The 24763-nt window shown below is 73.9% G+C and carries 22 protein-coding genes and 1 riboswitch; of the genes, 16 read left to right on the top strand and 6 right to left on the bottom strand.

Going from position 1 to position 24763, the window contains the following annotated elements:
• Positions 1 to 25 precede the first annotated feature (25 nt).
• Positions 26 to 541: an ABC transporter substrate-binding protein gene (locus ABEB07_RS36680; RefSeq protein WP_345672391.1), complete on the top strand. Its 516-nt coding sequence runs from the start codon at positions 26 to 28 to the stop codon at positions 539 to 541.
• A 57-nt stretch (positions 542 to 598) separates the two neighbouring features.
• On the top strand, positions 599 to 1051 hold the full coding sequence (locus tag ABEB07_RS36675) for a TroA family protein (protein WP_345672390.1): 453 nt from the start codon (positions 599 to 601) through the stop codon (positions 1049 to 1051).
• A 181-nt stretch (positions 1052 to 1232) separates the two neighbouring features.
• Here the strand turns inward: ABEB07_RS36675 and ABEB07_RS36670 are convergent, their stop codons facing one another.
• Entirely contained in the window at positions 1233 to 1790 is a 558-nt protein-coding gene (locus tag ABEB07_RS36670) for a TetR/AcrR family transcriptional regulator (RefSeq protein ID WP_164589138.1), read from the bottom strand.
• A gap of 103 nt (positions 1791 to 1893) precedes the next feature.
• Here ABEB07_RS36670 and ABEB07_RS36665 point away from each other — a divergent pair, with 103 nt between their 5' ends.
• Together ABEB07_RS36665 and ABEB07_RS36660 are read left to right on the top strand one after the other, a co-directional pair.
• Complete coding sequence (locus ABEB07_RS36665) at positions 1894 to 4698, top strand: AAA family ATPase (protein ID WP_345672405.1); 2805 nt, start codon at positions 1894 to 1896, stop codon at positions 4696 to 4698.
• A 97-nt stretch (positions 4699 to 4795) separates the two neighbouring features.
• On the top strand, positions 4796 to 5593 hold the full coding sequence (locus ABEB07_RS36660; protein WP_345672389.1) for an alpha/beta hydrolase: 798 nt from the start codon (positions 4796 to 4798) through the stop codon (positions 5591 to 5593).
• A gap of 66 nt (positions 5594 to 5659) precedes the next feature.
• Here the strand turns inward: ABEB07_RS36660 and ABEB07_RS36655 are convergent, their stop codons facing one another.
• On the bottom strand, positions 5660 to 6727 hold the full coding sequence (locus ABEB07_RS36655; protein WP_345672388.1) for an alpha/beta fold hydrolase: 1068 nt from the start codon (positions 6725 to 6727) through the stop codon (positions 5660 to 5662).
• A gap of 486 nt (positions 6728 to 7213) precedes the next feature.
• On the opposite strand from ABEB07_RS36655, the gene ABEB07_RS36650 reads away from it, so the two are divergent.
• From ABEB07_RS36650 to ABEB07_RS36640, 3 genes are all read left to right on the top strand, one after another.
• Positions 7214 to 8185 carry a quinone oxidoreductase family protein gene (locus ABEB07_RS36650; protein ID WP_345672387.1) on the top strand — a complete coding sequence of 324 codons (972 nt, stop codon included), beginning with the start codon at positions 7214 to 7216 and terminating at the stop codon, positions 8183 to 8185.
• A 183-nt stretch (positions 8186 to 8368) separates the two neighbouring features.
• Positions 8369 to 8818 carry a peptidase inhibitor family I36 protein gene (locus ABEB07_RS36645; protein ID WP_345672386.1) on the top strand — a complete coding sequence of 150 codons (450 nt, stop codon included), beginning with the start codon at positions 8369 to 8371 and terminating at the stop codon, positions 8816 to 8818.
• Positions 8819 to 8899: 81 nt separating this feature from the next.
• Positions 8900 to 12703, top strand: a complete 3804-nt coding sequence (locus ABEB07_RS36640) for a hypothetical protein (RefSeq protein ID WP_345672384.1) — start codon at positions 8900 to 8902, stop codon at positions 12701 to 12703.
• A 95-nt stretch (positions 12704 to 12798) separates the two neighbouring features.
• On the opposite strand, the gene ABEB07_RS36635 is transcribed toward ABEB07_RS36640, so the two are convergent.
• Positions 12799 to 13344, bottom strand: coding sequence for a helix-turn-helix domain-containing protein (locus ABEB07_RS36635; RefSeq protein ID WP_345672383.1), 546 nt, complete (start codon positions 13342 to 13344; stop codon positions 12799 to 12801).
• Positions 13345 to 13477: 133 nt separating this feature from the next.
• On the opposite strand from ABEB07_RS36635, the gene ABEB07_RS36630 reads away from it, so the two are divergent.
• The 3 genes from ABEB07_RS36630 (at position 13478) to ABEB07_RS36620 (ending at position 15781) form a co-directional block, all read left to right on the top strand.
• Complete coding sequence (locus tag ABEB07_RS36630; protein WP_345672382.1) at positions 13478 to 14758, top strand: benzoate/H(+) symporter BenE family transporter; 1281 nt, start codon at positions 13478 to 13480, stop codon at positions 14756 to 14758.
• Positions 14759 to 14954: 196 nt separating this feature from the next.
• Positions 14955 to 15239, top strand: a complete 285-nt coding sequence (locus ABEB07_RS36625; RefSeq protein ID WP_345672380.1) for a DUF211 domain-containing protein — start codon at positions 14955 to 14957, stop codon at positions 15237 to 15239.
• Positions 15236 to 15781 carry a hypothetical protein gene (locus ABEB07_RS36620; protein WP_345672378.1) on the top strand — a complete coding sequence of 182 codons (546 nt, stop codon included), beginning with the start codon at positions 15236 to 15238 and terminating at the stop codon, positions 15779 to 15781. The genes ABEB07_RS36625 and ABEB07_RS36620 overlap by 4 nt, the downstream gene beginning before the upstream one ends.
• Positions 15782 to 15824: 43 nt before the next feature.
• On the opposite strand, the gene eno is transcribed toward ABEB07_RS36620, so the two are convergent.
• Complete coding sequence (gene eno, locus ABEB07_RS36615; protein ID WP_345672377.1) at positions 15825 to 17102, bottom strand: phosphopyruvate hydratase; 1278 nt, start codon at positions 17100 to 17102, stop codon at positions 15825 to 15827.
• Between the two features lie 318 nt (positions 17103 to 17420).
• Positions 17421 to 17497, bottom strand: a riboswitch (Fluoride riboswitch).
• 264 nt (positions 17498 to 17761) lie between these two features.
• Here eno and ABEB07_RS36610 point away from each other — a divergent pair.
• Positions 17762 to 18532: a hypothetical protein gene (locus tag ABEB07_RS36610; RefSeq protein ID WP_345672375.1), complete on the top strand. Its 771-nt coding sequence runs from the start codon at positions 17762 to 17764 to the stop codon at positions 18530 to 18532.
• 82 nt (positions 18533 to 18614) lie between these two features.
• On the opposite strand, the gene ABEB07_RS36605 is transcribed toward ABEB07_RS36610, so the two are convergent.
• Positions 18615 to 19553: a ketopantoate reductase family protein gene (locus ABEB07_RS36605; protein ID WP_345672373.1), complete on the bottom strand. Its 939-nt coding sequence runs from the start codon at positions 19551 to 19553 to the stop codon at positions 18615 to 18617.
• Between the two features lie 178 nt (positions 19554 to 19731).
• Here ABEB07_RS36605 and ABEB07_RS36600 point away from each other — a divergent pair, with 178 nt between their 5' ends.
• Together ABEB07_RS36600 and ABEB07_RS36595 are read left to right on the top strand one after the other, a co-directional pair.
• Positions 19732 to 20634 carry a LysR family transcriptional regulator gene (locus ABEB07_RS36600; RefSeq protein ID WP_176147092.1) on the top strand — a complete coding sequence of 301 codons (903 nt, stop codon included), beginning with the start codon at positions 19732 to 19734 and terminating at the stop codon, positions 20632 to 20634.
• 231 nt (positions 20635 to 20865) lie between these two features.
• Positions 20866 to 21597: a DUF4097 family beta strand repeat-containing protein gene (locus tag ABEB07_RS36595; protein WP_345672371.1), complete on the top strand. Its 732-nt coding sequence runs from the start codon at positions 20866 to 20868 to the stop codon at positions 21595 to 21597.
• Positions 21598 to 21648: 51 nt separating this feature from the next.
• Here ABEB07_RS36595 and ABEB07_RS36590 read toward each other — a convergent pair whose 3' ends face one another.
• Positions 21649 to 22101, bottom strand: coding sequence for an Lrp/AsnC family transcriptional regulator (locus tag ABEB07_RS36590; RefSeq protein ID WP_164583483.1), 453 nt, complete (start codon positions 22099 to 22101; stop codon positions 21649 to 21651).
• A gap of 156 nt (positions 22102 to 22257) precedes the next feature.
• Here ABEB07_RS36590 and ABEB07_RS36585 point away from each other — a divergent pair, with 156 nt between their 5' ends.
• From ABEB07_RS36585 to ABEB07_RS36575, 3 genes are read left to right on the top strand one after another with little or no spacing between them, the layout of a single operon-like run.
• Positions 22258 to 23205 (top strand): DMT family transporter, encoded by a 948-nt coding sequence (locus ABEB07_RS36585; protein WP_345672368.1) that lies wholly within the window; start codon positions 22258 to 22260, stop codon positions 23203 to 23205.
• Between the two features lie 60 nt (positions 23206 to 23265).
• A complete protein-coding gene (locus tag ABEB07_RS36580) occupies positions 23266 to 23991 on the top strand; it encodes a DUF2470 domain-containing protein (RefSeq protein ID WP_345672367.1) in 726 nt (241 codons plus the stop codon).
• A gap of 46 nt (positions 23992 to 24037) precedes the next feature.
• Entirely contained in the window at positions 24038 to 24754 is a 717-nt protein-coding gene (locus ABEB07_RS36575) for a siderophore-interacting protein (RefSeq protein WP_345672366.1), read from the top strand.
• Positions 24755 to 24763 lie beyond the last annotated feature (9 nt).

Genomic DNA, 24763 nt, shown 5'->3' with positions numbered 1-24763 from the left:
CCACCCGCGCACACCTGGAACCCTCGTGAACCCCGTACCCTCACCCGCCTGCCCGGCCACCGCGCACGCCGCCCGCACCGTCCGGCGCCGCACACGTGTGCTGCGTCCGGCGGTCGCCGCCGCCGCGCTGGCGCTGGCCCTCACCGCCTGTGACTCCGGCTCGTCCGCCGCCGGCGGTGCGGGCGGCACGACCACCGCGACCCGAGTGGTCGGCACGGCGCACGGCAAGGTGACCGTGCCCGCACACCCGCTGCGGATCGTCTCCGTGCACTCCTGGTCCACCGAGTCGCTGTTCGACCTCGGTCTCACCCCGGTCGGTGTGGAGGACAGCGGCGCCAACTACGTGCCCCCGCGCTACCTGAAGGGCTGGAAGGCCGCCGCGAAGGTGTCGACGGGCGCCGACCTGGACTACGAGCGGATCGCCGCGCTCAAGCCGGACCTGATCGTCGGCGTCGACGTGCCCTACCTCAGCAAGGCGTACCGGCGGCTCTCGGCCATCGCGCCGACCGCGTTCGCGTCCTTCCGCGAGTCCGACTCCTAGACCGCGTACCCGGACGCGACGGCCTCCTTCGTCAACCGCACCGCTCAACTGGCGCGATTGAAGAAGAAGTACGCCGACCGGATCGCCGCGGTGCGCGCGGCCGAGGGCGCGAAACTGTCGGGCAGCCGCTGGGACGTGATCCAGGGCGGCTTCGACAGCGGCAACTACTGGATCTACGGCCCGTCTTCGCCCGTCGGCGACATCCTCGCCCGGCTGAGGGCGCGGTTCGCCTCCGCCACGGCGGCGGTGGACAAGGGGGCCACCAAGTCCGTGTCGTACGAGCGGGCGGACCTGCTGAAGGACGCCGACCACCTCGTCTACTACACGAACAACGACGGCTCCCCCGCCAACGACATCCAGAAGCTGTTCGCCCTGCGCGCGTTCAAGGAGTTGCCGGCCGCCCGGAACCACCGCGTGGTCGGCACGGCGGACTTCCTGCCGGGCTCGTACAACGACGCCATCGGCGTCGTGGACGCCATCGAGAAGGCGCTGAAGGAGCACACCGGCTGAAGCCGGCCGGGCGCCGCCCGCCAGGGACCCGAGGGACTGTGCCGCACCCCCGGTCAGGGACCCAAGGGCCTCTGGTGGCGCATTCGGTCACGGTGCCGCGCCGAGGCCCGTCCCGCGCGTCGGGCCGGCGCGAGCCGGAGTGCACTCATGTGACGGAGCATCAGCGAACGTCAGCTGTAGCTCAGTTCACCAGTGCCTCGACCACCCGCCGGACGACCTCGCGGCGTTCGGCGCGGTCGGGCAGGTCGGCCACCGCCAGCACCTCCGGGTTGGCGGACTCCCACAGCATGGCGATGTGGATCAGCAGGGCGAGCAGCACCCGGGAGTCGAAGCGGGTGGAGACCAGGCCCGCGGCCTGGGCCTCGGCGATGGCGGCGCTGCGGGCGCGGACGTCGGCGACGGCGTAGGCGTTCGGCTCGTCGCCGCTCTCCAGCCGCTGCCAGGTGATCAGCCGGGGCAGCTCCGGGTGCTCGGCGTAGAGGTCGCTGAGGTGGACCGCGACCCCGGGCAGGTCCTCCACGTCGTGCGGCAGGTTGCCGATGATCTGTTCGACCAGTGTGGTCCAGACGGCCTCGAAGAGCCCCGCCTTGCTCTTGAAGTAGTGGTAGATCTGCGCCTTGTTGCACCTGGCGACGTCGGCGATGCGGTCGACGCGGGCGCCGTTGAGGCCGTGGGCGGCGAACTCGGCCCGCCCCGCCGCGATGAGTCGTTGCTTGGTGGCTTCGGCGTCGCGCTGCATGGGCGCAGCCTAACCCAGCTGCTAACTAACCGTTTACTTGACAGTTTCAGGAGTGCGGGATGTAATCAACTAACCGGGTAGTTGATTGGAGTCGGTCATGACGATGGTCGGCCGCGACGGCGAACAGGCGCGGCTGGCCGCGTTCGTGACGGCCGCGGACGCCCGGGCGCTCGTCCTCAGGGGCGAGTCGGGGGTCGGCAAGAGCGCGCTGCTCGACCACGCCGCCGAACTGGCGGCCCGCGAGGGCCACTTGGTGATCCGGGCCACCGGCGTCGAGGCGGAGTCCGAACTCCCCTGTGCCGGACTGCACCAGCTCCTGTATCCGCTGCTCCCCGACGCCACCCGGCTGGAGCCGCCGGCCCGCGCGGTGTTCGACGCCGTGTTCGGCCGGCCGGAGGGCGCGCCGCCGTCCGTCATGACCCTCGGCATCGCGGTGCTCGGCCTGCTGTCCCTGGCGGCCTCCCGCCGGCCGCTGCTGCTCGTCCTCGACGACGGCCAGTGGCTGGACGACCCCAGCGCCGCCGTCTGCGCCTTCGTGGGCCGCCGGCTGGCCGGCAGCCCGGTGAGGCTGCTGGCGGCCGTCCGCGCCGACATCGCCTCGCGGTGGGACGCCGCCGCCCTGCCGGAGGCGCCGGTCGGCGCCCTGCCGGAGGACGACGCGGCGCGCCTGCTCGACCTGCGTCATCCGGGCCTGCCGCCGCGGCTGCGCCGGCTCGTGCTGGCCGAGGCCCAGGGCAACCCCTTGGCGCTGCTGGAGCTCCCGGTCGAGATCGGCGACCGCTCCGGCGACCCGGCGGCGCCCGAGGAGGTGTTCGGCCGGCCCGGTCTGCCGCTGTCGCGCCGATTACAGCACCTGTACGGCGCCCGCATCGCCGGTCTCGGCGACGGCGTCCGCGCCGAGCTGCTGAAGGGCGCCCTGGACGGGGTCGGGACCCGGCCGGGCGACACGGCGGCCGGCGCCGCGCGCTACCGCATGCGCGACGCCGAGGAGGCGGTGGCCCGCGGTCTGCTGGTCGTCGAGCCGGTCGGCGGCGACCTCGCCTTCCGGCATCCGCTGGTGCGGTCGAGCGTCGTCCAGATGTCCACGCCCAACCAGCGCCGCGCCGCCCACCACACGCTGGCACGGGTGCACCGCGCACACCTGGAGCGCCGCGCCGCGCACCTGGCGGCGGCCACCGTCGACCCGGACGAGGAGGTGGCGGCCGTCCTGGAGGCGGCGGCGGAGTCGGCGACCCGGCGCGGCGGCGCGCTCGCCGCGGTGGCCTGGCTGACCCGTGCAGCGGAGCTGAGCGAGACCCACGCCGAGCGGTCCAGGCGGCTCGCGGACGCGGCGTTCGTCGCCGGGCACGCCGCCCGCCTCGGCCAGGCACGCCGCCTCGTGTCGGCCGACCCCGCCCCCGGCGCGGACGACTCCCCGGCCTCGGTGCTCGCCGCCGGGTATCTGGCCCTCTACCAGCACGGCGAGGTGCGCTCCGCGCTGCGCCAGATCACGGCGGCGATCGAGAGGCTGCACGACGGCGGACCACGGGGGCACGACGAGGTCCTCGGCCGCCTGGTGACGCTGCTGCTCGCCGTCAGCCAGTACGCCGCGGACCGCGCCGTATGGGAGCGCACCCGCCAACTCCTCGCTTCTCTCGGTGACTTGGCCGACGAGCGGTCGCGGCTGTACGGCGACACCTGGAGCGATGTCGTCCGGCACGGCGCCGGCTGGTCCGGGCCGGTGGAGCGGGCCGCGGCGCACCTGCGCGACCGGGAACCCTGGGACGTCTCGCGGCTGGGCGTCTCGGCGTACCACCTCGACGTGCTGGGCCTGTTCCGCCCTCATCTGGAGCAGGTGGCGGCCCGCGAACTGGAGACCGGCGCGGCGTCCAGCGGCATGATCATGCTGCACCTGATCATGCTGGACCAGACGGCGGCCGGTGAGTGGGACGCCGCCGAGCGCACGGGTGGGCGCGCCCTGGCCCTGGCGGCCGAGCACGGCCACGAGCTGTTCGCCCAGCAGACCCGCGGCTATCTGGCCCAACTCGCCGCGCTGCGCGGGCAGGTGGACCGGGCCGACGCGCTGCGGGCCGAGGTCGACGCGTGGGCGCGCCCGCGCGGTGTCGGCTTCCTGACCCAGCTCGCCGACTCCGCGGGCGCGACGGCCGCGCTGAGCGCCGGCGACTACGAGGCCGCGTACGCGTACGCCACCGGCATCACACCCGCGGGCGCCTTCCGGCCGTACGTCTACCAGGCTTCGCGGACCCTGCTCGACCTCGTCGAGGCCGCCCTGCACACCGGGCGCGTGGAGCAGGCCCGGGCCCATGCGCTGGCCGCGCGCGACGCGCGACTGGCCGATCTCTCCCCGCGTCTCGCGCTGCTCACCCATGGGGCGCTGGCGATGACGGCCGACGACATGACGGAGGCGGCCGAGATGTTCGAGCGGGCCGAGTCCCACCCGGCCGGCGCGCGCTTCCCGTTCGAGCTGGCGCGGATCCGGCTGGCCCACGGCGTCCGGGTGCGGCACGCCCGGGACGCGGGGGCGGCCCGGCGGCCGCTGGCCCGGGCGGCCGAGGAGTTCGAACGGCTCGGCGCGACCGCCTGGGCCGAGCGGGCCCGCCTCGCACTGCGGGCCGCCGGCGCCCCGTCGGGCGCCCCCGCGCACCCGTCGGCCCCGCTGACCTGGCAGGAGCTGCGGATCGCCGACCTGGCCGCCGGTGGTCTGACGAACAAGGAGATCGGCCGGCGGATGGGGCTGTCCCCGCGTACCGTGAGCGCCCATCTCTACCGCGTCTTCCCGAAGTTGGGCATCACCAGCCGGGCCGCGCTGCGCGACGCCCTGAACCGGATGGGCGAGCTTCCGGGGAGCCCGCCGCGGGTGGACAGCGGACGTCAGGCGATCCGGCACGCCGATGGGGGCGCGCGGTGAGTCATTCGACTGTCGCCGCCGGGCGGCCCCCGGCTGATCCTGGGACGACCGCCCGCGTGCCGGTGCCGGGCGGCCGTCCTGCGCGAAGGGGCCAGCCTTGCAACGTACTCCCGTCGTCTTCGTCCATGGCCCGTGGCTGCACGCGCTGTCCTGGCAGTCGTGGGCCCGGCGGTTCGCGCACCGGGGATACCTCCCCTTCCTGCCGCGCTGGCCCGGCGAGGCGGCCACCGTCCGGGAGGCGCGCACCCGGCCCGGAGCGCCGGGCGGCGGCCCCGGTCTGGACGCGCTGACGGAGCACTACGCCGCACTCGTGCGCTCGCTCGCCGTCGCGCCGGTCCTCGTCGGTCACTCGGCCGGCGGCCTCATCGCGCAGCGCCTGCTCGGCGCCGGGGCGGGCCGCGCCGCCGTCGCCCTGGCGCCGGCCCCGATCAACGGCGTTCCCCTCCCGGCTCCCCCGGCCTGGCAGGAAGGCGGTCCGGAAGGGCCGTCGGCGGTCCTGTCGCCGCAGCGGTTCCGCCGCCTCTTCGCCAACACGGTCGGCGCCGAGGAGTCCGGCCGCCTCTTCGAGCGCTATGTCGTGCCGGCGCCGTACCGGCTGCTCGCCGACCTCGGCCGCACGGGCGCGGACCCGCATCCGCGCGCCCGTGCGGACACCGGCAACACGGCGCGCGGTCCGCTGCTGCTGGTGTCCGGGCAGGAGGACCTGCTCGTGCCCGACGCGGTCACCCGTGCCGTGTACAAGCTGTACGGCGACTCGACGGCCGTGACCGATCTGAAGCAGTTCGCGGACCGCGGGCACTCGCTGGTCGTCGACAGCGGCTGGCGGCAGGTCGCCGACCACGTCCTCGACTGGCTGCACGAGCGGGGCGTCCGCGCGCTGTCCGGGGACGGTTGAGCGGACGGGGCCGGGCCGGGCGGCCGTGGCCGGGCGGGCCGGGCCGCGGAACCGCGGGGCCGTCCCTCAGAGGCGGTCGGCGTCGACCACGGCCCGGGCGAAGGCGGTGGGCGCCTCCTGGGGGAGGTCATGGCCGACGCCCTCGATCACGCGGTACGCGTACGGGCCGGTGAAGCGGTCGCGGTTGACGTCGTGGCCGGGGGTGGCGAACGGGTCGTGCTCGGCGTCGAGGACGACGGTGGGCACGGGGATGGCGGGGCGGGCGGCGAGCTGCTTCTCGTAGCGGCCGTAGCGGCGTTCGCCGTCGGCGAGGCCGAGCCGCCAGCGGTAGTTGTGGATGACGATGGCGGCGTAGTCGGGGTTCTCGAAGGCCCGCGCGGTGCGCGCGAAGGTGGCGTCGTCGAAGTCCCAGGTGGGCGAGACGAGGTCCCAGACCAGGCGGCACAGCTGGTCGCGGTTGCCGGGGTCCTCCATCGCGCGGCGGCCGCGTTCGGTGGCGAAGTAGTACTGGTACCACCAGGTGTGCTCGGCGGCCGGGGCGAGGAATGTCTGCTGGGCCTCCACGTTGGTGATGAGGTAGCCGCTGGTGGAGACGAGCGCCTTGACCCGCTCCGGCCACAGGGCGGCGATGATGTCGGCGGTGCGCGAGCCCCAGTCGAAGCCGGCGAGGACGGCCCGGTGGATCTTCAGGGCGTCCATGAGGGCGAGGATGTCCAGCGCGATCGCGGACTGCTGGGCGTTGCGGACGGTGCGGTCGGACAGGAAACGTGTGCTGCCGTGGCCGCGCAGGTAGGGCACGATGACGCGGTAGCCGCGGTCGGCCAGCAGGGGCGCCACGTCGACGTAGCTGTGGATGTCGTACGGCCAGCCGTGCAGGCAGATCACCACGGGACCGTGCGCGGGGCCGGCCTCGGCGTAGCCGATGTCGAGGACGCCGGCCCGGACCTGCTTGAGGGTGGGGAAGGCGGTGTGCGCGCCGGGTGCGACGGCGGGCACGGTCCGGGGGGACGTGTCGCCGCCCTCGGGGCGGGGTGCGGCCGAGGCGGCCTCCGCTGCCGGCAGGCCGGCCAGGGAGACGGCGGCCGCGCCGGTGCCGAGGCCGACCGCCTTGCCGAAGGTGCGCCTGTCGATCATGTCAAACCCTCCGTCATACGTATGCTGACCGGCCCGCGCCGGGAAGGCGCCGCGGGTGTGGAGCGCCGAGGGGCGGTCGCGGGGGCGGTCGCTTCCCTCGGCGGAGTCCGGCACACCACACTGTCGTCCGGCGGCGAGCCCGGCCACAACAGTCACTTGACGGTGCGGCGCGGCCCCGGCGCCGCACGGCCGTCGGCACAGGGGGCCCGTCCGGTCGCAGGTCGTGCGGCCGGGACCCGGAGACGTTAGGTCATTCGACTGTACCGGCGCCGCCCACCACGGGCCCGCCGCACGGTGCCCCGCCCCGCCCGCGCCGGGCCCGCCGCACCGTGCTCGGCAGCGGGGCCGCGTGGAGCGAACCCGAACCCATTTTCTGGACTTGCCGGTCCAAAAACCGCTCCCTACGCTCACCGTCACAACGTGGCCGGCCCCGGCGCCGTCCCAGGCGGCCGGGCCGGCGAGGAGCGAGCGGAAGAGGCGGGTCACATGCGTGCCGTGGTGGTGGAGGAATTCGGCGGGCCGGACGTCCTGCGGGTGCGGGAGCTGCCCGACCCCGAGCCGGGACCCGGAGAGCTGCTGGTCGACGTCGACTTCGCCGGCGTCAACTTCATGGACACCGGCTCCCGGGTCGGCTACGGGCTGCCCAGGGGCCTCCCGTTCGTCCCCGGCGTCGAGGGCGCCGGCCGGGTCGCCGCGGTCGGCCCGGGCGTCAGCGGCTTCGCCGTGGGCGACCGGGTGGCGTGGGTGTACGTCTACGGCAGCTACGCCGAGAAGATCGTCGTCCCCGCCGACCAGGCGGTCCCGGTGCCGGACGACCTCCCGAGCGACGTCGCCGCAGCGACGATGATGCAGGGCCTCACCGCGCACCACTTCGTCACCGAGTCGGCGCCGCTGGCCGAGGGCGGGACCGCACTCGTGCACGCCGCCGCCGGCGGTGTGGGCCGGATGGTCGTCCAACTGCTCAAGCTGCGCGGCGTACGGGTGATCGGCCTGGTGTCCCGGGAGGAGAAGGCCGCGGCCGCGAAGGCGGCGGGCGCGGACGAGGTGCTCGTCTCCTCCGGCGGCGACTTCACCGACCGGGTGGCCGAACTGACGGGTGGTCAGGGGGTGCACGCGGTCTTCGACGGCGGCGGGGCCGGCACGTTCCAGCCGTCGCTCGACGCGCTGCGGCGGTCGGGGACCCTTGTCTACTACGGCCCGCTGATCGGTGACGTCCCCACCGTGCGGATGACCGACCTGCCCAAGAGCGTCAAGGTCGCCTACGCGGTGTTCGCCGACCACATCCACACCCGAGAGCTGCTGCTCAAGCACACCGGGGACCTGTTCGACCTGATCCGCGAGGGCAGCCTGCGGGTCGACGTCACCGGCCGCTATCCGCTGGCGGCGGCCGAACAGGCCCACGTCGACATCGAGTCGCGGCGCACCTCCGGCAAGTTGCTGCTCGACGCGCGTCGTTGAGGCGCGGAGAGCGCCACGAGAGGGCACGGCGCGAGAGGGCGGTCACTTGACTGACGCCTGCGCGCCGCCGCTCGGCGCACCCTTCTGCCACGGCACGTCCTCGGTTCCGGGGGCGCGTCGGCCGTCCGCTGTTCCCACCGCCCGCGTCGCCGACGCGGGCCGAGCCCGAAAGCAGGTCTCTCCGTGATCCTCACCTCGTTGAAGTCGGCGACCGCCGCCGTCGCCACCGTCGCCGCCGGCGCGGCGCTGCTCTTCTCCGCGACGCCCGCGTCCGCGGCCAACCCGCCCTACGACGGCTGCCCCGGCTGGGCGCTCTGCCTCTACCAGAACGGCGGCGGCACGGGTTCGAAGGCCATCGTCACCCCTCCCCCGGCGGGCGGCACCACGGCGATCGTGCGCATGTCGAACGTCCACTTCCTGAACGGTGACCCGGCCGACAACCAGGTGTCGTCGTGGCTGAACAACTCGCAGTGCGCGATCGAGTTCTGGGACGACCCCCAAGGGGAGCTGCACTTCTCCCAGATCGACTACGCGTCGTCGTGGAGCTGGGGCCTGACGGGCGACTACGCCTACGGAACCAGCAAGTCGTACGACAACGACCGGATCTCCTCCCTGCGGTTCTCCTGCCCGTAGCGGCCGCGTCCGGTTCGAGAAGCATCGAGAAGGTTCGAGAAGGTTCGAGAAGGACACCACGATGAAACGAGAAGGGGTCACGTGAAACGCTCACGATCGGCGGCCGGGCTGCTGTCCGGCCTGCTGCTCTCCCTCTCCTTACCGGTGCTCGCCTCGGCGGCGCCCGCCCAGGCCGCCCAGGCCGCCGCCGCCGGATCGGTCGGTTCGGCCGGCTCGGCCGGCTCGGCCGGCTCGGCCGGTTCGGTCGGTTCGGTCGGTTCGGCCGGCTCGGTGAACTCCGCCTCGGCGAAGGCGGTTTCGGCCGCGTCCGCCTCGGTGACGGCCGGTCCCGGAGCGGACGGTCCGGATCTGAGCTACGCCAACCGCACGGCCGCGCCCGCCGGCATGCCCGACTGGTCGCGCGTCGGGTACCGGGGCGGCCTGCCGCTGCCCGGCGACGGGCAGCTGACCGACGACGCCTCCTGCCGGATCACCCCGGACCGTCTCGCCGCCCAGTACGGCGTGGTCGCGGACGACGGTGCCGACGACACCTCCGGCCTCCAGAAGGCCATCGACGACATCAAGAGCGCCTGCTCGCCGAACGCCAACTTCGACCGGCTCTCGCTCCTCTCGCTGCCGTCCGGGCGTATCGACGTGTCCCGGCAGATCTACGTCGACGCCGACTTCCTGATCGTGCGCGGGCAGGGCTCGGGCGACGGCGGCACCCGGCTGGTGTTCCGGCCGGACGTGAACAACACCCGTTACGACACCCTGGTCAACGGCCGCTGGGACCAGGACAGCATGAAGGCCGGCAGCGGCAGCGACGTCGGCACCGGCGGCTGGATGTGGCCGGGGCGCGGCATGTTCCGGGTGCAGACCCGGGACGTGGCGGCCCGGTACCAGGACGACTGGGCGGCGGCCCCGGCCAACCGCAAGGACATCTTCGAGGGCAGCGTCAACCAGCACTGGGCCTCCGGCATCAAGGTGGCCGCCCGGACCGGCGACCCCGGCTACGCGGCCCGGCAGGGCAGCGACGTCGTGCCCCTGGACGCGAAGACCGACATGAAGAAGTTCTCGCTCGGCGGCTATGTGTGGGTGGGCGCGGCCAACAGCGTCAAGTTCTACGAGCAGCAGGGCGTCAGCGACCGCGGCTCGATGGACGACCTCCACATGCGCCAGCAGATGTTCCGGGTCACCGGCATCGACGCCACCGCCCGGACGATCACGCTGGACCGGCCGCTGGAGTGGGACCTGCCGGTCGACTCCACCTCGGACGGCTCGCCCGCGCTCGGCGACAAGCCGTACGCCAGCAAGGTCACCCCGCTGAACGTGGTCGAGGGGGTCGGGTTCGAGAACTTCGCCTTCACCCAGGACATGACCGGCCTGCCCAAACTGGGCGGCGGCACGTATCAGTTGACCCCCGAGCAGGCCGTGCACAACTACGGCAACATGGCGCCCGAGTACGCGATGCACGGCATCGTCTTCAAGTGGGCCGCCAACGACTGGGTGCGCGGAGTGAAGGCCACGATGACCGGCTCTCACCCGATCGTCACCGAGGACGCGCGCAACCTCCAGATCGAGCGCAACAGCTTCGACGGCGCGTGGAACAAGGGCAAGGGCGGCAACGGGTACTTGCGCGGCAGCCGCGTGTGGGACTCGCTGTACGCGTACAACCTCAGCCGCAACCTGCGCCACTTCACCTTCCAGTGGTCGGCCAGCGGCAACGTCGCCTTCCGCAACGACCTGGACTCGGACCTGAATCTGCACGGCGGTTGGGAGCACGGCAACCTCTTCGAGCAGAACACGGTACGGGTCCCCTACGAGCACCGCTCGGCCAGCTGCCAGGCCAACTGCGGCGGCGAGGGCGGCGAGATCGACGAGGGGACCTGGTATCCGATCTGGTGGGCCGCGGGCCCCAAGGCGGTCAAGTGGTCAGGATCGTCGGGGCCGCAGAACGTCTTCTACGGCAACACGATGATCAAACAGACCACACCGGGCGGGCCGTTCGAACCGTACGCGCCCTACGGCACCCAGCCCGGCACCGCCTTCGAGTTCGGCTCCGACGACGCCGACCCGCACCGGTTCAAGCCGCTGGGCCAGGACGGGCAGGCGATCGCGGACTGGACCGGCCGGGAGACCCTGGACTACACGGGGCAGGGCGTGGTCGCCGCCGACGTGGGCAAGCGGCCGTCGCTGTTCCTGCGCGACACCGGCGGCGGCGTCGATCCCCGCCAGAACGACCGGCGCACGGTCACCACCTGGAACATGCAGGGCGCGAACGGCGGGATCGTCAACAGCAACAAGTACGTCGCCGACCTGCCCCGGCTGGTCCGGGGAGCGGGCGGCGCCAGCGTCGTCCTGCTCCAGGAGGCCGGCGCCCCGCCCGCCAGCGCCCAGCCGGGGGCGGTGATCGCCCACAACAACATCCAGTACTGGGAAGATCTCGAAGTCGTCCCGGTCCGGGAGTACCGGCTCGGAACAGAGAGCCGGCCCCTGGGGTATCTGTACTGGCTGAGCACCGCCACCGACGCCTCCCCCACCACCGAGGGCCGGGTCAACCTGGCCGTCTTCAGCACCACCCGGGTCGCGCCGCAGGACGTGTACGTCGCCAGGTCCGGCTTCCTCGACTCGCGTCCCGCTCTCGGGATCAACGTCGGCGGGGTGGTCTACTACACCTTGCACGGCGTGTCCGGCAGCGGAAACGACGACCCCAGTCTGCTGGAGAACATCCAGACCCAGATGAACACCGCGGGGCTGCCCTGGATCGCCGTGGGCGACTACAACCGCGACCCGAACAACCTGGGCGCCGCGGTGGCCGGCCGCTTCACCGTCCACGCACCGACTGAGGACACCCATCCGTCCTCGACTGCGGTCCTCGACTACGCCGCCGTCCCCGTCGGCGGCGCGCAGCAGCCGCCCAGCGTCACCGGCACGACCGTGCTCAGCACCTTCGTCGTCTCGGACCACTATCCCGTGCGCTACCAGCTCGGCAACCTGCCGAACCCCCCGCCGCCCGCGCAGGCGGCGGCGAATCCGGTGCCGCCGGTCCAGGCGGTGCTGCGCAACGCGGCCACCACCAACGGGGCGGGGCCGTCCACCGGCAGCCACGCGGTCACCGACCAGCCGCTCAACCAGGCCAACCTGCCGGCCCAGACCTTCACCCTGTCGCCCGACCCGGAGTTCCCGGACTACTACCGCCTCTACCACGCGCAGCCGCCGTACAGCGGCCGCTATCTGGGGCAGGAGGGCGGCGCCCGGAACGCGCGCACGGTGCTGTGGCCGGCGCAGGCGCAGGACCAGCTCTGGGCGCCGGTCGCGCAGGCCGACGGCACCTGGGCCCTGCAGAACTTCGTCACCCACCAGTTCCTCACGGCCACCGGCGGCGGCGGCGAGGTGGCGGGCCGCGACTTCGACGGCAGCGCCGCACAGCGCTGGTTCCTCCAGGAGCCCGGCCAGGCGCTGAGCACCAGCGAGGTCGTCCTCCAGCAGGACACACCCGAACCGCTGGCGCTCGAAGTCGACCGCCCGGACCAGGAGGGCTCCACGGTGGTCCTGTCCGCCGCCCGGCACCAGAGCGGCCAGGAGTTCAGCGTGGTCCCGGCGGGCCGCACCGGCCAGGACGACTGTTCGTACCTGATCCTCGACGGGCAGTACGTCAACTCCACGTCGGCCCACCCGGGGCACCCGCTGGGCGGCAGCACCGTGACGGTGAACCCGTACCGGCCCGACGACGACGGCTTTCTGTGGTGCCGCCCCGCCACGGGACCGAGTGAGGCGTTCCTGAGCAATCACACCTCGCCCGACGACCGCGTCCACCTCACACCCGGCACGTCGCCCAGCACTCCGCTGACCGTGCAGTCCGGCTCGCCCAGCGCCCTGTGGGCGTATCTCACGAGCAGTCGGTGACGCGCTCGGCGCGGTGAGCCGCGCGGGTTCGGTGCGCCGCGGCGCCCCTCACGGGGGCGCCGCGGCTCATCGCCGTGTGCGGCGGCCGGACCGGATCACCGGGCGGTGACCGGGTAGCGGACGAAGAGGACGCCGTGGACCTCGCCGTGCGGGGCGCTGTAGAGGTGTGCGGTGTCGGCCGCCCAGCGCACCGAGCCGCCCGGCCCGACGCTGCGCGGCGCGTCCAGGGCGCCCACGACGGCCGTGCCGCTGAGGATCATCAGGCTCTCCGTGGTGCCCGCGACATGCGCGGCCGACTCCTGGGTGGCGCCGGCGGCGATGGTGACGCGGAAGACGTCGGTGACCGCCTCCCCGTCCTCGTACCGCTCGATCAGAGCCGCGGTGACCGCGCTGCCGGAGACGGCGCCCCGGTGCTGCCCGGTGGACGGCGGCGTCTCGTCGGCGAGCACGGCGCTGAGCGGCCGGTTGAGCGCCGTGGTGAGCGCGTAGAGGGTGTCGAGCGTGGGGTTGCGGGTGCCGCCCTCCAGTTCGGAGAGCGTGCCCTTGCCCACGCCGGAGCGTCGGGCCAGCTCGGAGAGGGTCAGGCCCCGGGCCGTGCGCAGCTCGCGCAGCCTGCGCCCCACTTCGTCGTTCAGCCCCATCGCCGGATCGTGCTCCCGCTGTCGTCGCCGTGGTTGACGGGTCTCGGCCCCGCTCTCTAGTGTTCCACAAACAGAACGTTCTGTTTATGGAACAACCGCGCCCCTCGCCGCCTCGTCCCGGAAGTCGCCCCGTATGTCCTCCTTCACCGACCGTCTGCGCGCGGCGGCCCCGCCCTCGGCGGTCGCCGCCGGTCTGGTCGCCGTCACCGTGGGCGTCACCAGCTCGGCCGCGCTCGTGTTCACCGCGGCCAAGGCCGCCGGTGCCGGACCCGCGGAGATCGGCTCCTGGATGCTCGCGCTCGGCGTCGGGCTCGCCGTCACCTGCGTCGGGCTCTCCCTGCGGTACCGCACCCCCGTCGTCACCGCCTGGTCGACACCCGGCGCCGCGCTGCTCACGACCGCCCTCGTCGGCGTGCCGATGGCCCAGGCCGTCGGCGCGTTCGTCCTCTCGGCGCTGCTCATCCTCGTCACCGGTGTGACCGGATGGTTCGCCCACGCCATGGACCGCGTCCCGGTGCCGCTGGCCGCCGCGCTGCTCGCCGGGGTGCTGCTGCGGTTCGGCACCGGACTGTTCAGCACGATGCACGGCGACTTCGCCCTGGCCTTCCCGGTGTTCGCGCTCTACCTCCTGGCCCGCCGGCTCGCCCCGCGCTACGCCGTGCTGGTCGCCCTCGCCGGCGGCGTCCTCGCCTCGGTCCTCACCGGCGGCTGGCACCTGGCCGAACTGCGGGTCTCGCTCGCCCGGCCGGTGTTCACGGCGCCGGAGTTCGACTGGCGCACCCTCGTCGGCGTCGGTGTGCCGCTGTTCGTGGTCACGATGGCCTCGCAGAACCTGCCCGGGGCGGCGGTGCTGCGCAACTCGGGCTACGACGTGCCGGTCTCGCCCCTGATGACGTGGACCGGTGCCGTCAACGCCGTACTCGCCCCGTTCGGCGCCTTCGGACTGAACCTGGCCGCCATCACGGCCGCGATCTGCACCGGCGAGGAGGCGCACCCGGACCGGGACAAGCGGTACGCCGCCGCCGTGTGGGCGGGCGTCTTCTACCTGTGCGTCGGCGTGTTCGGCGCCACGGTCGCCTCGCTGCTCACCGCGATGCCGCAGGCCCTGGTGCTCTCCCTCGCGGGCGTCGGCCTGCTGGCCACGATCGAGAACTCCCTGGCCACCGCCCTGTCCGAGAAGGCGTCGCGGGAGGCGGCGGTCGTGACGTTCCTGGCCACCGCCTCCGGTGTCACCCTCCTCGGCATCGGGTCCGCCTTCTGGGGGCTGCTCGCGGGCGTCCTCACCAGCGTGGTCGCGACGGCCGGCCGATCCGCCGGACAGAAGCCGCCGACCCCTGCCCCTGCGCCGGCTCCAGCGCCTGACTCCGCGCCGCCCCACTCCGCCACGGGGACCACGAGCACCACGCGGACCTGACGCCCGCGCGGTGGGTGTTTCACCGCGCGGACGGCGGGATACCCATGCGACGAGCTGATGTGCAGGCGCGTTCGCCCGCGCCGAGCGGTGGTGGATCCCGCCGCGGCCCCCGGTACGCCGGCGGCCCAACCGCCGACCAGGCCAATGGGTCCTGTCCCCCGGCCCGCGTGCGCGTGCCCGAAGAAGGACGCCTCCCATGCCCATCCGCCGACTCGTCCTCGACGTCGACATGGCCGTCTCCGAGCCGAGCCTGCCCCAGCTGGCCCGGGCGATCGAGGACGTCCCCGGCGTCCAGGCCGTCAACGTCACCGTGACCGAGATCGACGTCGAGACCATCGGAACCGACGTCACCATCGAGGGCGACGATCTCGACCCGCGGGCCGTCCAGCGCGCCATCGAGCACACGGGAGCCGTCGTGCACAGCACCGACGAGGTGGTCGCGGGCACGTACACACTCGAACGGACCCCCCGCAAGCGATGACCGCCTCCCCGGCGGCGGCCGTCGAGAAGGTCCGGCTGCCCCTGGTCCTCGGGATCACGGACGGCCTGCTCAACGCCCTCACCCTCGCCGCGGCCTCCCTCACCGGATCCGGCAGCCCGGTCGGCTGGGGGCTGGCCGCGCGGGTGGGCTGCGCCGCGCTGATCACCTCGGCGTTCACCGTCATGGTCGCCGACTACGCCGAACGCCGGGCCCACCTCGTGCACGTCGCCAAGGAACTGAGCCTCAGCGGGAGCGGCCGGATGGCCGCCACCCGGCTGGGCCGCCTCGCCCTGCTGCGCTCCTACGGCGCCGCACTCGTCGCCTGCGTGGCCAGCTTCGCGGGCGCCGCGCTGCCCCTCGCCCTGGGCGCGGTCCTGCCAGGTCCGCCCTGGATCGTGGTGGTCCTGGCGGTGCTGGCCCTGTCCGCCCTCGGCGCCGCGCTCGCCCGTCTCCTGGCCGGCCGCCCCGCCCTGTGGGCCCTCGCCATGGCGGCCGGCGGCGTCGCGACGACGCTCATCGGCGTCCGGCTGAACATCGCGTGAGAGCGCCGCCGCAGGCGAGCCGTACGACCGCCGCCCGCGCGCGTCACCGGGGGGCGAGGCCGTAGGCGAGGGCGGGGTCGGCGGCGGCGATCTCGATGAGCCGGTTGTACTTCGCGACGCGTTCCCCGCGGGCCGGGGCGCCGGACTTCAGCTGTCCGCAGCCGGCGCCGACGGCCAGGTCGGCGATGAAGGTGTCGTCGGTCTCGCCCGAGCGGTGGGAGACCATCTGCGGGTAGCCGCCCGCGCGGCACACCCGCATCGCGTCGAGGGTCTCCGTCACGGTGCCGATCTGGTTGACCTTGATGAGCGCGGAGTCGCCCACCTTCCGCTCGATCGCCCCGGCGATGATCTCCGGGTCGGTGACGAAGATGTCGTCGCCCATCACCTGCACCCGGGGGCCGAGGCGTTCGGTGAGGCGGACCCAGCCGTCCCAGTCGTCCTCGGCGAGACCGTCCTCGATCGACCACACCGGGAAGCGGTCGACAATCTCCTCGTAGCGGTCGATGAGCCGGTCGCTGGTCAGCGCGTCGCCGGCCACGTGGTACAGCCCGTCGTCCGCGTGGCGGAACTCGCTGGCGGCCGGGTCCAGGGCGATGGCCACACCGTCGCGCCCGGGGGTGTAGCCGGCGTCGGCGATGGCCTCGACCAGGAGTCGCAGCACCGTCTCGGCGCTGTCGACGGCGGGGGCGAAGCCGCCTTCGTCGCCGAGGCCGGTGGTGTGCCCCTCGGCGGCCAGCCGCGCCTTGAGCCGCGCGTACACCTCGGCTCCGGCGCGCACCGCCTCGGCGAGGCCGGGCGCGCCGAGCGGGGCGAGCATGAACTCCTGGAAGTCGAGGTCGTTGGCGGCGTGCGCACCGCCGTTGACGACGTTGAAGTGCGGTACCGGCAGCCGGGGCGCGGTGCCCGCGATCGCGGCGAGGTGCTGCCAGGGTTCGCGCCCGGCGAGCAGGGCCTCGGCGCGGGCCGCGGCGAGGGAGACGCCGACGAGCGCGTTGGCGCCCAGGCGGGACTTGGCAGGGGTGCCGTCCAGGTCGATCAGCGCGCGGTCGACGTCGGCGAGCGAGGCGTAGCCGCGGCCGGTGAGGGCTTCGGCGATCTCGCCGTTGACGTGACCGACGGCCGTGCGCACCCCCTGCCCGTGGTAGCGGGCCGGGTCCCCGTCGCGCAGTTCGACGGCTTCGCGGGTGCCGGTGGACGCGCCGGAGGGCACGCCGGCGCGGACGCGGACCCCGTCGGCGGTGGTGAGGGTGACGGCGAGGGTGGGCCGAGCCCGGGAGTCCAGGATCTCCACGGCGTGCAGGGCCGTGATCCGCAGAGGCATGGGGGGTCGTCCTTTCAAGGGTGGTGCGTCGCGGGAGGAGGAGGGGTGCGGGGGCTCGGCTCCGGCGGGGCGCCGCACGCAGGCGCGGGAGCAGGGCCACGCGGGGAAGGGGCCGCGTCCGGCGGCGGCACACGCCACGCGCGCCGTCCGTCGGGCGGCCCGGGGCGCGGTGGTGAGTCCCGCGGGGAACGAACGGCGGGGAACGAACGGCCGGAGACACTCCGGCGGGTGTGTGCACGCCGTGTGTGTCTCTGTGGACGGCGACGGGCGGCGGCGAAGGCTTCACCGTACGCACCTCCCGGGGGCATGGGTTCCTGACCGTGGTCAGGAACCATCAGCCCGGGATCGGGGCGGTTCGGACCGGAGTCCAGGCGGGATCCATCGCCGGGTCCGAGTCAACCGGCGCCCGCGGCCACGGTCAAGACCGCCGGGGCCACGCGGGTCACGGAACCGGCCCCCGGCGCCGCCGCCCCGGGCCGGCCGAGTGCCGCGCTTGCCTCATCCGGCGCCGGTCCGCACAGTGGGAGCGACAGCGGGAATCCGGACAGGCGGCGTCGGCGCTCGTCGGCGTCGCCGGCGCGGTGGCGTCACCGGCCGTGCGGAGAACCGGAGTTCGTACCGGCACGGCGGCAGGCGCCGTACCGGGCAAGGAGGACGGCGTGCGACTCACCGACAGCCGGTCGCGGCGGCTCACCCCGGTCCGGCGGGGGCCGGGCGGACTGCTGCGGGTCTGTGTGCACCCCGCACCGGCCGGGCGCCACGACCTCCTCGGCGACCTGCGGGCGATGCTCGTCGCCGATGTGCTGTTCCGGATCGCGGAACTGGAGGACCTCCAGGTGATCACCGGCCACGTCGAGCGGGCGCTGCCCGAGGAGCGAGCGCGGGCGCTGACCGGCGCGGCCGGACGCCTCGGCATCCACCCGCCCGCCGTGCGCACCCCCGACGCCACCGTGTCCGCGCCGTTCGGCGGCCCCGTCGACGTCCATGTCCTGGCCCCGTCGGCCGCGCCCCCGCCGACGGAGGACGGGCTGCTGGTCGTGGTCGGCCCGGCGCAGCCGCCCGGCGGTACGGACACACCGGCCGCCGACGGAGCCGACCCGTCGGCTCTCCGGCTGGCCCTGCTCGCCCTGCCGTACGCCCTCCCGGCCCGGATCACCGAGGCGGCGCTGGCCGAGGCCGGCGCGACCCTGGGCCGGTGGCGCGGGCGCGTCGCGGCCTGGGCGGACGCGCCCTCGCGCCCGATGCACGCGGACACCGTACGGCGGCTGGGCGCCGCCTACGACGACGACCTCGACACCCCCGCCGTGCTGGAGGCGCTGCGGCGGCTGGAGGACGACCCGGACGTGCCGGACGGCGCCAAGTTCGAGACGTTCGCCTACGCCGACCGGGTCCTCTCCCTCGAACTCCCGAGCGAGATCGGCCGCGTCTGACCACTGGGGCGGCCCGCCCCGCCCCCGCCGCGGACCGGCCCGCCGGCCGCCCCCGGCCCCGGCGCCGGGCCGCCGTCCCGGGTCAGTCGTCGCCCGCCGCAGGCGCGGCCGTCAGCTCGGCCACCAGGAGGCTCGTCACCGGCACCGGCACTCCGTGCCGTTCGGCCGCCCGTACGACCGCCCCGCCGATCGCGTCGAGTTCCAGCGGACGGCCCGCCTCCGCGTCGCGCTGCATCGAGGACTTGCTGCCGGCCGGGAACGCGTCGTACAGCGCCAGCGCCTTCGCGGGGTCGGCGGGCGCGCCGCAGGCCCGGCTCACCGCGGCGGTCTCCTCGACGAGCGCGGTCAGCTCCGCGCGCCGCTCGGTGCGCACCGCGCCGATGGTGAGCCCGTAGCGGGTGGTGAGCAGCGCGAACGGGGCGAGGAAGGCGAGTTTGGCCCACAGCGCGGCCGTCTCGTCGTCAAAGACGCGGGTGCGCACCCCCGCGTCGGTGAGCAGCGCGGCCAGCGGGGCGAGGCGTTCGCTCCGGCCGGCGAGGTCGATCTCCGTGAACGGGCTGCCGTGCTCGATGGCGCCGGGCGCGGTGCGGGTGGACTCGACCCGGATCACACCCGCCGCGACGCTGTCCGCGCCGTACCGGTCGCGCAGCGCCGCCAGGTGCTCGACGCCGTTGAGCAGCGGGAGGATCAGGGCGTCGTCGCCGAGGAGGCGGGCCGGCACCCGCTCCAGCGCGGCGTCGAGTGCCGTGTGCTTGACGGTGATCAGGAGCAGGTCGACCGGCTCGCGCAGTGCGGTGTCCGCTTCGACGGGCTGGACGAAGTCGCCGAACTGGCCGCTGCGCACCCGGATGCCGTCCTGGCGCAGCGCGTGAGCGGTGTCCTGTCCGGCGAGGCAGACGACCCGGTGTCCGGCCCGGGCCAGGAGTGCGGCCAGGAGGCCGCCGACGCCGCCCGGGCCGAGTACCGCGATGGTCAGACGGCCGCCTGCGGGGCTGTCGTTGCGTGGTGGAGTCGTGGACACGTGTGTTTCCTCTCGGGTGTGGGCGGGGTCGACACCTGTCCCGCCGGCCCGCTCCGGTCCGGACCGGAGGGTTTGAGCGCGGGAGGAGGTTGCCGCCCCGGGAAGATCGTCCAAGTCCCCGATGCCCAAGTCAATCCTAGGGTTTGGTGATACGCATCCAAGAACTAGCTTGGGTGCCATGACTCTTGATGATCTGCGCGTCTTCGTCGCGGTGTGCCGGGCCGGCAGCCTCAGTGCGGTCGCCCGGGAGCTGTCCTGTACGCAGTCGGCGGTGAGCCAGCATGTGAAGCGGCTGGAGCGGGAGACGGGGGTGCGCCTCCTGGAGCGCCATCCGCGCGGGGTGGCGCCGACCGCGGCGGGGCGGATCCTGCGGGCCGCGGCGGCGGACGGCATCGCCGGTCTGGACACCGCGCTGCGCAATCTGGACGAGCTGGTGCGCGGCGACGCGGGTTCCGTCCGGGTGACGACCGGCGCCACCACGGTGCGGCACTTCATGGCGGAGGCCGTGGTGTCCTTCCGCGGGCGCTTCCCCAAGGTGAGTCTGGAGTTCCGTACCGAGACCTCCAGCCGCAGCTGCTTCGACGCGCTCACCGCCGGCACGGTCGATCTGGCCTGGATCACGCTCGGCGACCCGGTCGCGGGCATCGAGCAGCGTCCCGTCGTCGAGCTGCCGTGGGTGCTGGCCGTCCGGGCCGACGACCCGCTCGCGGCGCGCTCCCATGTCGGGGCCGCCGATCTGGCGGGCATCCGGCACATCAGGCTGCCGGAGAACTCCTCGTCCCGGAGCCATCTGGACGCGGTCTTCGCGCGGCTGGGCATCCAGGTGCGGTCCGACACCAGCGTCGCCGACTGGGACACCGCCATCCTGCTGGCGGAGCTGGGCCTCGGGCACGCGATCGTCCCCGCCCTGCCCGGCCAGCGGTCCGCCGCCGGCTCCGGGCCGCTGCGCTTCCTTCCCGTCCCCGATCTGCCGGAGCTGTCGGTGGGCTGGGCGGTGCGCCGCTGGAGCGCGCTGACGCCGCTGGCCCGGGCCTTCGCCGACACCGTCGGCGCGACGTGCGCCCCACGACCTGCGCCCTGAGCGCGACCGGGCGACCAGAGCGGCCGAGGCGACCGCGACGACCGCGACGACCGCGACGACCGCGACGACCGGCGGCAAACCACAGGCGGGGGTGGGGGGTTAACCCCATGGTGCGGTCGGTCGCGGTCCTTGTAGCGTCGTGACGGCGGCGGACCCGGTCCCGGGTCCGGCCCGGGGAGTGACCGAAACGGCCGACGTGCTCGGCCACTTGTGCCGAACGGGGAGATTCTCATGCACCAGCGGCTCCGCTTGCTCGCGGCTGCGTCCGTGACCGTGATCGCGGCGGGAGCGCTCGGCGCGTGCGGCGTGATCAGCGACGACCACTTCAAGGACGACCACTCCGTCTCGGACAGGATCACGTCGATCCGGCTCGACAACAAGGACGGCGGGGTCGAGATCCGGGGCGACTCGGACACCACGAAGGTGTCGGTCCACCGCGAGGTCGGCTACCGCGGCGACAAACCGGACTCCCCGTCCTTCCGCGTCGACGACGGTGTCCTGGTGCTGGCCGGCTGCGGCGACGACTGCTCGATCGACTACACGGTCGACGTGCCGGCGGGACTGCCGGTGACCGGTACGACGTCGAACGGCGCCATCGACCTGTCGGGAGTGGGCGCGGTGCAGGTAGGCACCAGCAACGGCGACGTGACCGTGGACGGCGCGGACGGCGCGGTCGACCTTCACACCTCGAACGGCCGGATCAAGGCGAAGGGGCTGAAGGGCGGCGGGGTCAAGGCCAAGTCCTCCAACGGCCCGGTCGTCATCGGCACGACGGCGGCCCAGGACGTGTGGGTGCGCACCTCCAACGCCCCGGTCACCGTCACGGCGGCCGCCGGCCCCTACCGGGTGACCGCCCACACCAGCAACGGCAGCCCGCACGTCTCGGTGCCCACCGACCCCAAGGCCCGGTACGCGCTGGACCTGGGCACCTCCACCGGGGACATCACGGTCAAGGCGCCCTGACGGCCACCGCCCCGGCCGGCTCCCCCGGGCCGGGCGCGCCCCGGCGGTTCCTCACATCGGCTCGATGACGTGCTTGCGCAGATGCCCGTAGACCACCGAGGTGCGCACGTCCGCGAGTTCGCGTCGCTCGGTCAGCTTGTCGAGGACCACCGAGTGCAGTTGGTCGGTGTCGCGGACCGCGACGTGCAGGAGGAAGTCGTCGGTGCCCGTGAGGACGAAGACCTCGATCACCTCGGGCATCCGCGCCACGAAGGCCTGGAACTGCTCGATGACGGCGCGCGTCGGCGGCCGCACCCGCACGGCGATGATCGCCTGGAGTCCCCGGCCGATCGAGGGAAGGTCCACCTCGGCCTGGAAGCCGAGCAGCACGCCGCGCTCCCGCAGGGAGCGGACCCGCTCAAGACAGGTGGAGGGCGCGATGCCCAGCTCCTGCGCCAGGTCCCGATTGGTGCGCCGACCGTCCTGCTGAAGAAGCCGCACCAGCGCCGAATCTAGTTCGTCCATGTTTCGCCACATCTCCCGGCCGCCGAATCATATTCGGCCAGCGTGCCATGCACCGCATCCTATTGCTAGCTTTCCGGCACGGACGCCGTCCGATGTTCGCCGCCCTGCCGTGCGAACCGGACGGCGTCGTGGGTGCGTACGGGAAGGGGCAGCAGGGTGGACGAGCGGAGGACCGGGGTCCTGGCGATCTGTTCCGTGGTCGCGGCGGCACTGTTGTGGAGCAGTTCGTACGCGGTGACCAAGGAGGTGCTCGCACAGGTCGGCCCGCTGACCATCGGGGCCGTCCGCTTCACGGTCGCCGCCGTACTGCTCGGCGTCATGGCGCGGGTGCGCCGCCGCACCCCGCCGGCCCGGCCGGACCCCCGCCGGCGGCGGCTGATCGCGCTGAGCGGACTGCTCGGCATCACGGCCTACTTCGTGCTGGAGAACATCGGCGTCGAACTGTCGACCGCCTCCGACGCCTCCCTGATCGTGGCGTCCTATCCGCTGATGACCATGCTCCTGGAGCTGGCGGTGCTGAGGACCCGGATGCCGCCGGCGCGGGTCGGCGGCGTGCTGCTGGCCACCGCGGGCGCCGTCCTCGTGGTGCGCAACGGCGCCGAAGCCGGCGGCGGCGCCCGCTGGTTCGGCGATGTCCTGCTGCTGCTCGGCGGCCTGGCGTGGGCCGGGTACAACGTGCTGGGCACGTACGCGGTCCGCGGGCAGGACGCGCTGAGCCTCACCTACCGGCAGACCGTGGCCGGAGCCGCCGGCTTCCTGCTCGCCTCGCTCCTGGAGGCCGGCGACTGGCGGCTGCCGGACGCCACGGCCTCGGCGCTGCTCGCCTATCTCGCCGTGGCCTGCTCCGTGGGCGGCTTCCTCCTCTACAACTACGGCCTGCGCCGGATGACGTCGAGCGTCGCGGTCAACATCCTCAACCTGGTACCGGTGTTCGGCGTGCTCGGCGCCGTGGTGATCAACGGCGAGACGGTCCGGCTGCCGCAGCTCCTCGGCGGCCTGATCATCGTCGTCGGCGTCGTCCTGGGCCTGGTCGAACGCCGGCGGACCGCACCGGCACCCGTACGGGCGAGCCTCGCGGCGCGCCGTGGACACCCGGAGGCATGACGGTTAGGTTAGGCTTGCCTAAGTAAAACCGTACCGTCCCCTGTCCCCCGAGGAGTTGCCTTGGCCGCCGCCATCGACACCGCCGTGTCCGAGCAGACCGCGGCGGAGTACGTCCGCTCGGTGCTGGCCCGGGCGACCTCCCTGTCGCTCAGCACCGAACGGCAGGACTACGACCTGATCGGCCTGCACTCCGTGGACGCCCGGGGGCGGATCACCCTCTCGTCCCGGGCCGGCTGTCCGCTGGCCGCACAGGTCGCCGCCGCGCCGGACGGCCGCCTCCCCGCGCGCGCGGAGTTCACCGACATCGCGCCCGTCGCCCTGCGCGACCGGGTACGGGCCCAGGTGACCGTCGCCGGCCGGCTCGTCCCCGGCCGGCCCCAAGACGGCGACGCCCTCCGCTTCGAGGCGGAGCACATCACGCTGCGGACCCTCACCGGCGAACACGACGTCGGCCTCGCCGACCTCACCCGCGCCGCACCCGACCCGCTCGCCGTCGAGGAGGCCGCGCTGCTCACGCATCTGGCCGACGCCCACGAGGACATGGTGGCGGCCCTGGTCGCCCTCGTCGGTCCGCGGCTGCCGCACGGCGTGCTGCGCGCGCTGCCGCTCGCCGTGGACCGGTACGGCATCGCCCTGCGCTGCGAGTACCGCGAAGGCCACTGCGACGTGCGCCTGCTGTTCCCGGACCCGGCCCGCGACGCGGTGGAGGCCGGCGACCGGATCCGGCTGCTGCTCACCGCACACCCGTGCGCGCACCACCGCCCGCGTCCCACCTCGCGGCACTGACGCCGTCACTCTCCACACCGGATCACAGCACCTCAGGGGGCGGAACATGGGACACGGCTGGCAGGGCGTCGCCCTCAGGCTCATGCGCGGCCAGGACTTCACGTTCACCGTGCGGTCGAACGAGCGGATCTCCGAGCGTCTGCACCGGCTGTCCTTCGGCGACGGCGGCATGCTGCGGGCGACCGGGACACACCCCACGATGTGGGTGCGGCTCTGGTTCGACGACGACGGGCACCCCCACCAGCGGGCCTACACCCTGGTGGACCCGGACCCCGCCGAAGGGACCTTCGGCATGGACTTCGTCCTGCACGCGGGGTGCGCCGGCGACTGGGCCCGCGCCGCCCGCCCCGGCGACACGATCGAAGCCACCGTGCAGGGCTCCGAGTTCACGCTGCCGGACCCGCCGCCCTCGCAGCTCCTCGTGATCGGCGACGCCGCGTCACGGCCCGCCATCGACTCCCTGCTGGAATCGGCGCCCTCGGTCCCGGCCACCATCTGGTTCGAGACCTCCGACCCCTCGGACGCAGACGGCTTCCCGCGCCGGGACGGCCCCGGCCGCCGGGTCGTGCGGGTCCCCCGGCAGGACGGCGGCGACCGGCTGGTCGAGGCCGTGCGGTCGAGTCTGCCGGCACACCTGGACCCCGACGCCTACGTGTGGATCGCCTGCGACACGGCCACCACCCGCAAGCTCGCCGCCTTCGTCCGCAGACAACTCGGCGTGCCCAGGGAGCGGTTGCACGCACTGGGGTACTGGCGCGCCTGAACCGCGGCG

The organism is Streptomyces similanensis (assembly GCF_039543625.1).
GTDB lineage: Bacteria > Actinomycetota > Actinomycetes > Streptomycetales > Streptomycetaceae > Streptomyces > Streptomyces similanensis.
Note: the sequence above shows the minus strand (reverse complement) of the source record. Positions and strands in the feature narration are given on the sequence as shown.

Excerpts from the sequence above, each read along its gene's own strand:
- ABEB07_RS36670 (WP_164589138.1), bottom strand. The coding sequence starts at position 1,790 with ATGCAGCGCGACGCCGAAGCCACCAAGCAACGACTCATCGCGGCGGGG.
- ABEB07_RS36665 (WP_345672405.1), top strand. The coding sequence starts at position 1,894 with ATGGTCGGCCGCGACGGCGAACAGGCGCGGCTGGCCGCGTTCGTGACG.
- ABEB07_RS36655 (WP_345672388.1), bottom strand. The coding sequence starts at position 6,727 with ATGATCGACAGGCGCACCTTCGGCAAGGCGGTCGGCCTCGGCACCGGC.
- ABEB07_RS36650 (WP_345672387.1), top strand. The coding sequence starts at position 7,214 with ATGCGTGCCGTGGTGGTGGAGGAATTCGGCGGGCCGGACGTCCTGCGG.
- ABEB07_RS36635 (WP_345672383.1), bottom strand. The coding sequence starts at position 13,344 with ATGGGGCTGAACGACGAAGTGGGGCGCAGGCTGCGCGAGCTGCGCACG.
- ABEB07_RS36630 (WP_345672382.1), top strand. The coding sequence starts at position 13,478 with ATGTCCTCCTTCACCGACCGTCTGCGCGCGGCGGCCCCGCCCTCGGCG.
- ABEB07_RS36625 (WP_345672380.1), top strand. The coding sequence starts at position 14,955 with ATGCCCATCCGCCGACTCGTCCTCGACGTCGACATGGCCGTCTCCGAG.
- ABEB07_RS36620 (WP_345672378.1), top strand. The coding sequence starts at position 15,236 with ATGACCGCCTCCCCGGCGGCGGCCGTCGAGAAGGTCCGGCTGCCCCTG.
- eno (WP_345672377.1), bottom strand. The coding sequence starts at position 17,102 with ATGCCTCTGCGGATCACGGCCCTGCACGCCGTGGAGATCCTGGACTCC.
- ABEB07_RS36600 (WP_176147092.1), top strand. The coding sequence starts at position 19,732 with ATGACTCTTGATGATCTGCGCGTCTTCGTCGCGGTGTGCCGGGCCGGC.
- ABEB07_RS36595 (WP_345672371.1), top strand. The coding sequence starts at position 20,866 with ATGCACCAGCGGCTCCGCTTGCTCGCGGCTGCGTCCGTGACCGTGATC.
- ABEB07_RS36590 (WP_164583483.1), bottom strand. The coding sequence starts at position 22,101 with ATGGACGAACTAGATTCGGCGCTGGTGCGGCTTCTTCAGCAGGACGGT.
- ABEB07_RS36575 (WP_345672366.1), top strand. The coding sequence starts at position 24,038 with ATGGGACACGGCTGGCAGGGCGTCGCCCTCAGGCTCATGCGCGGCCAG.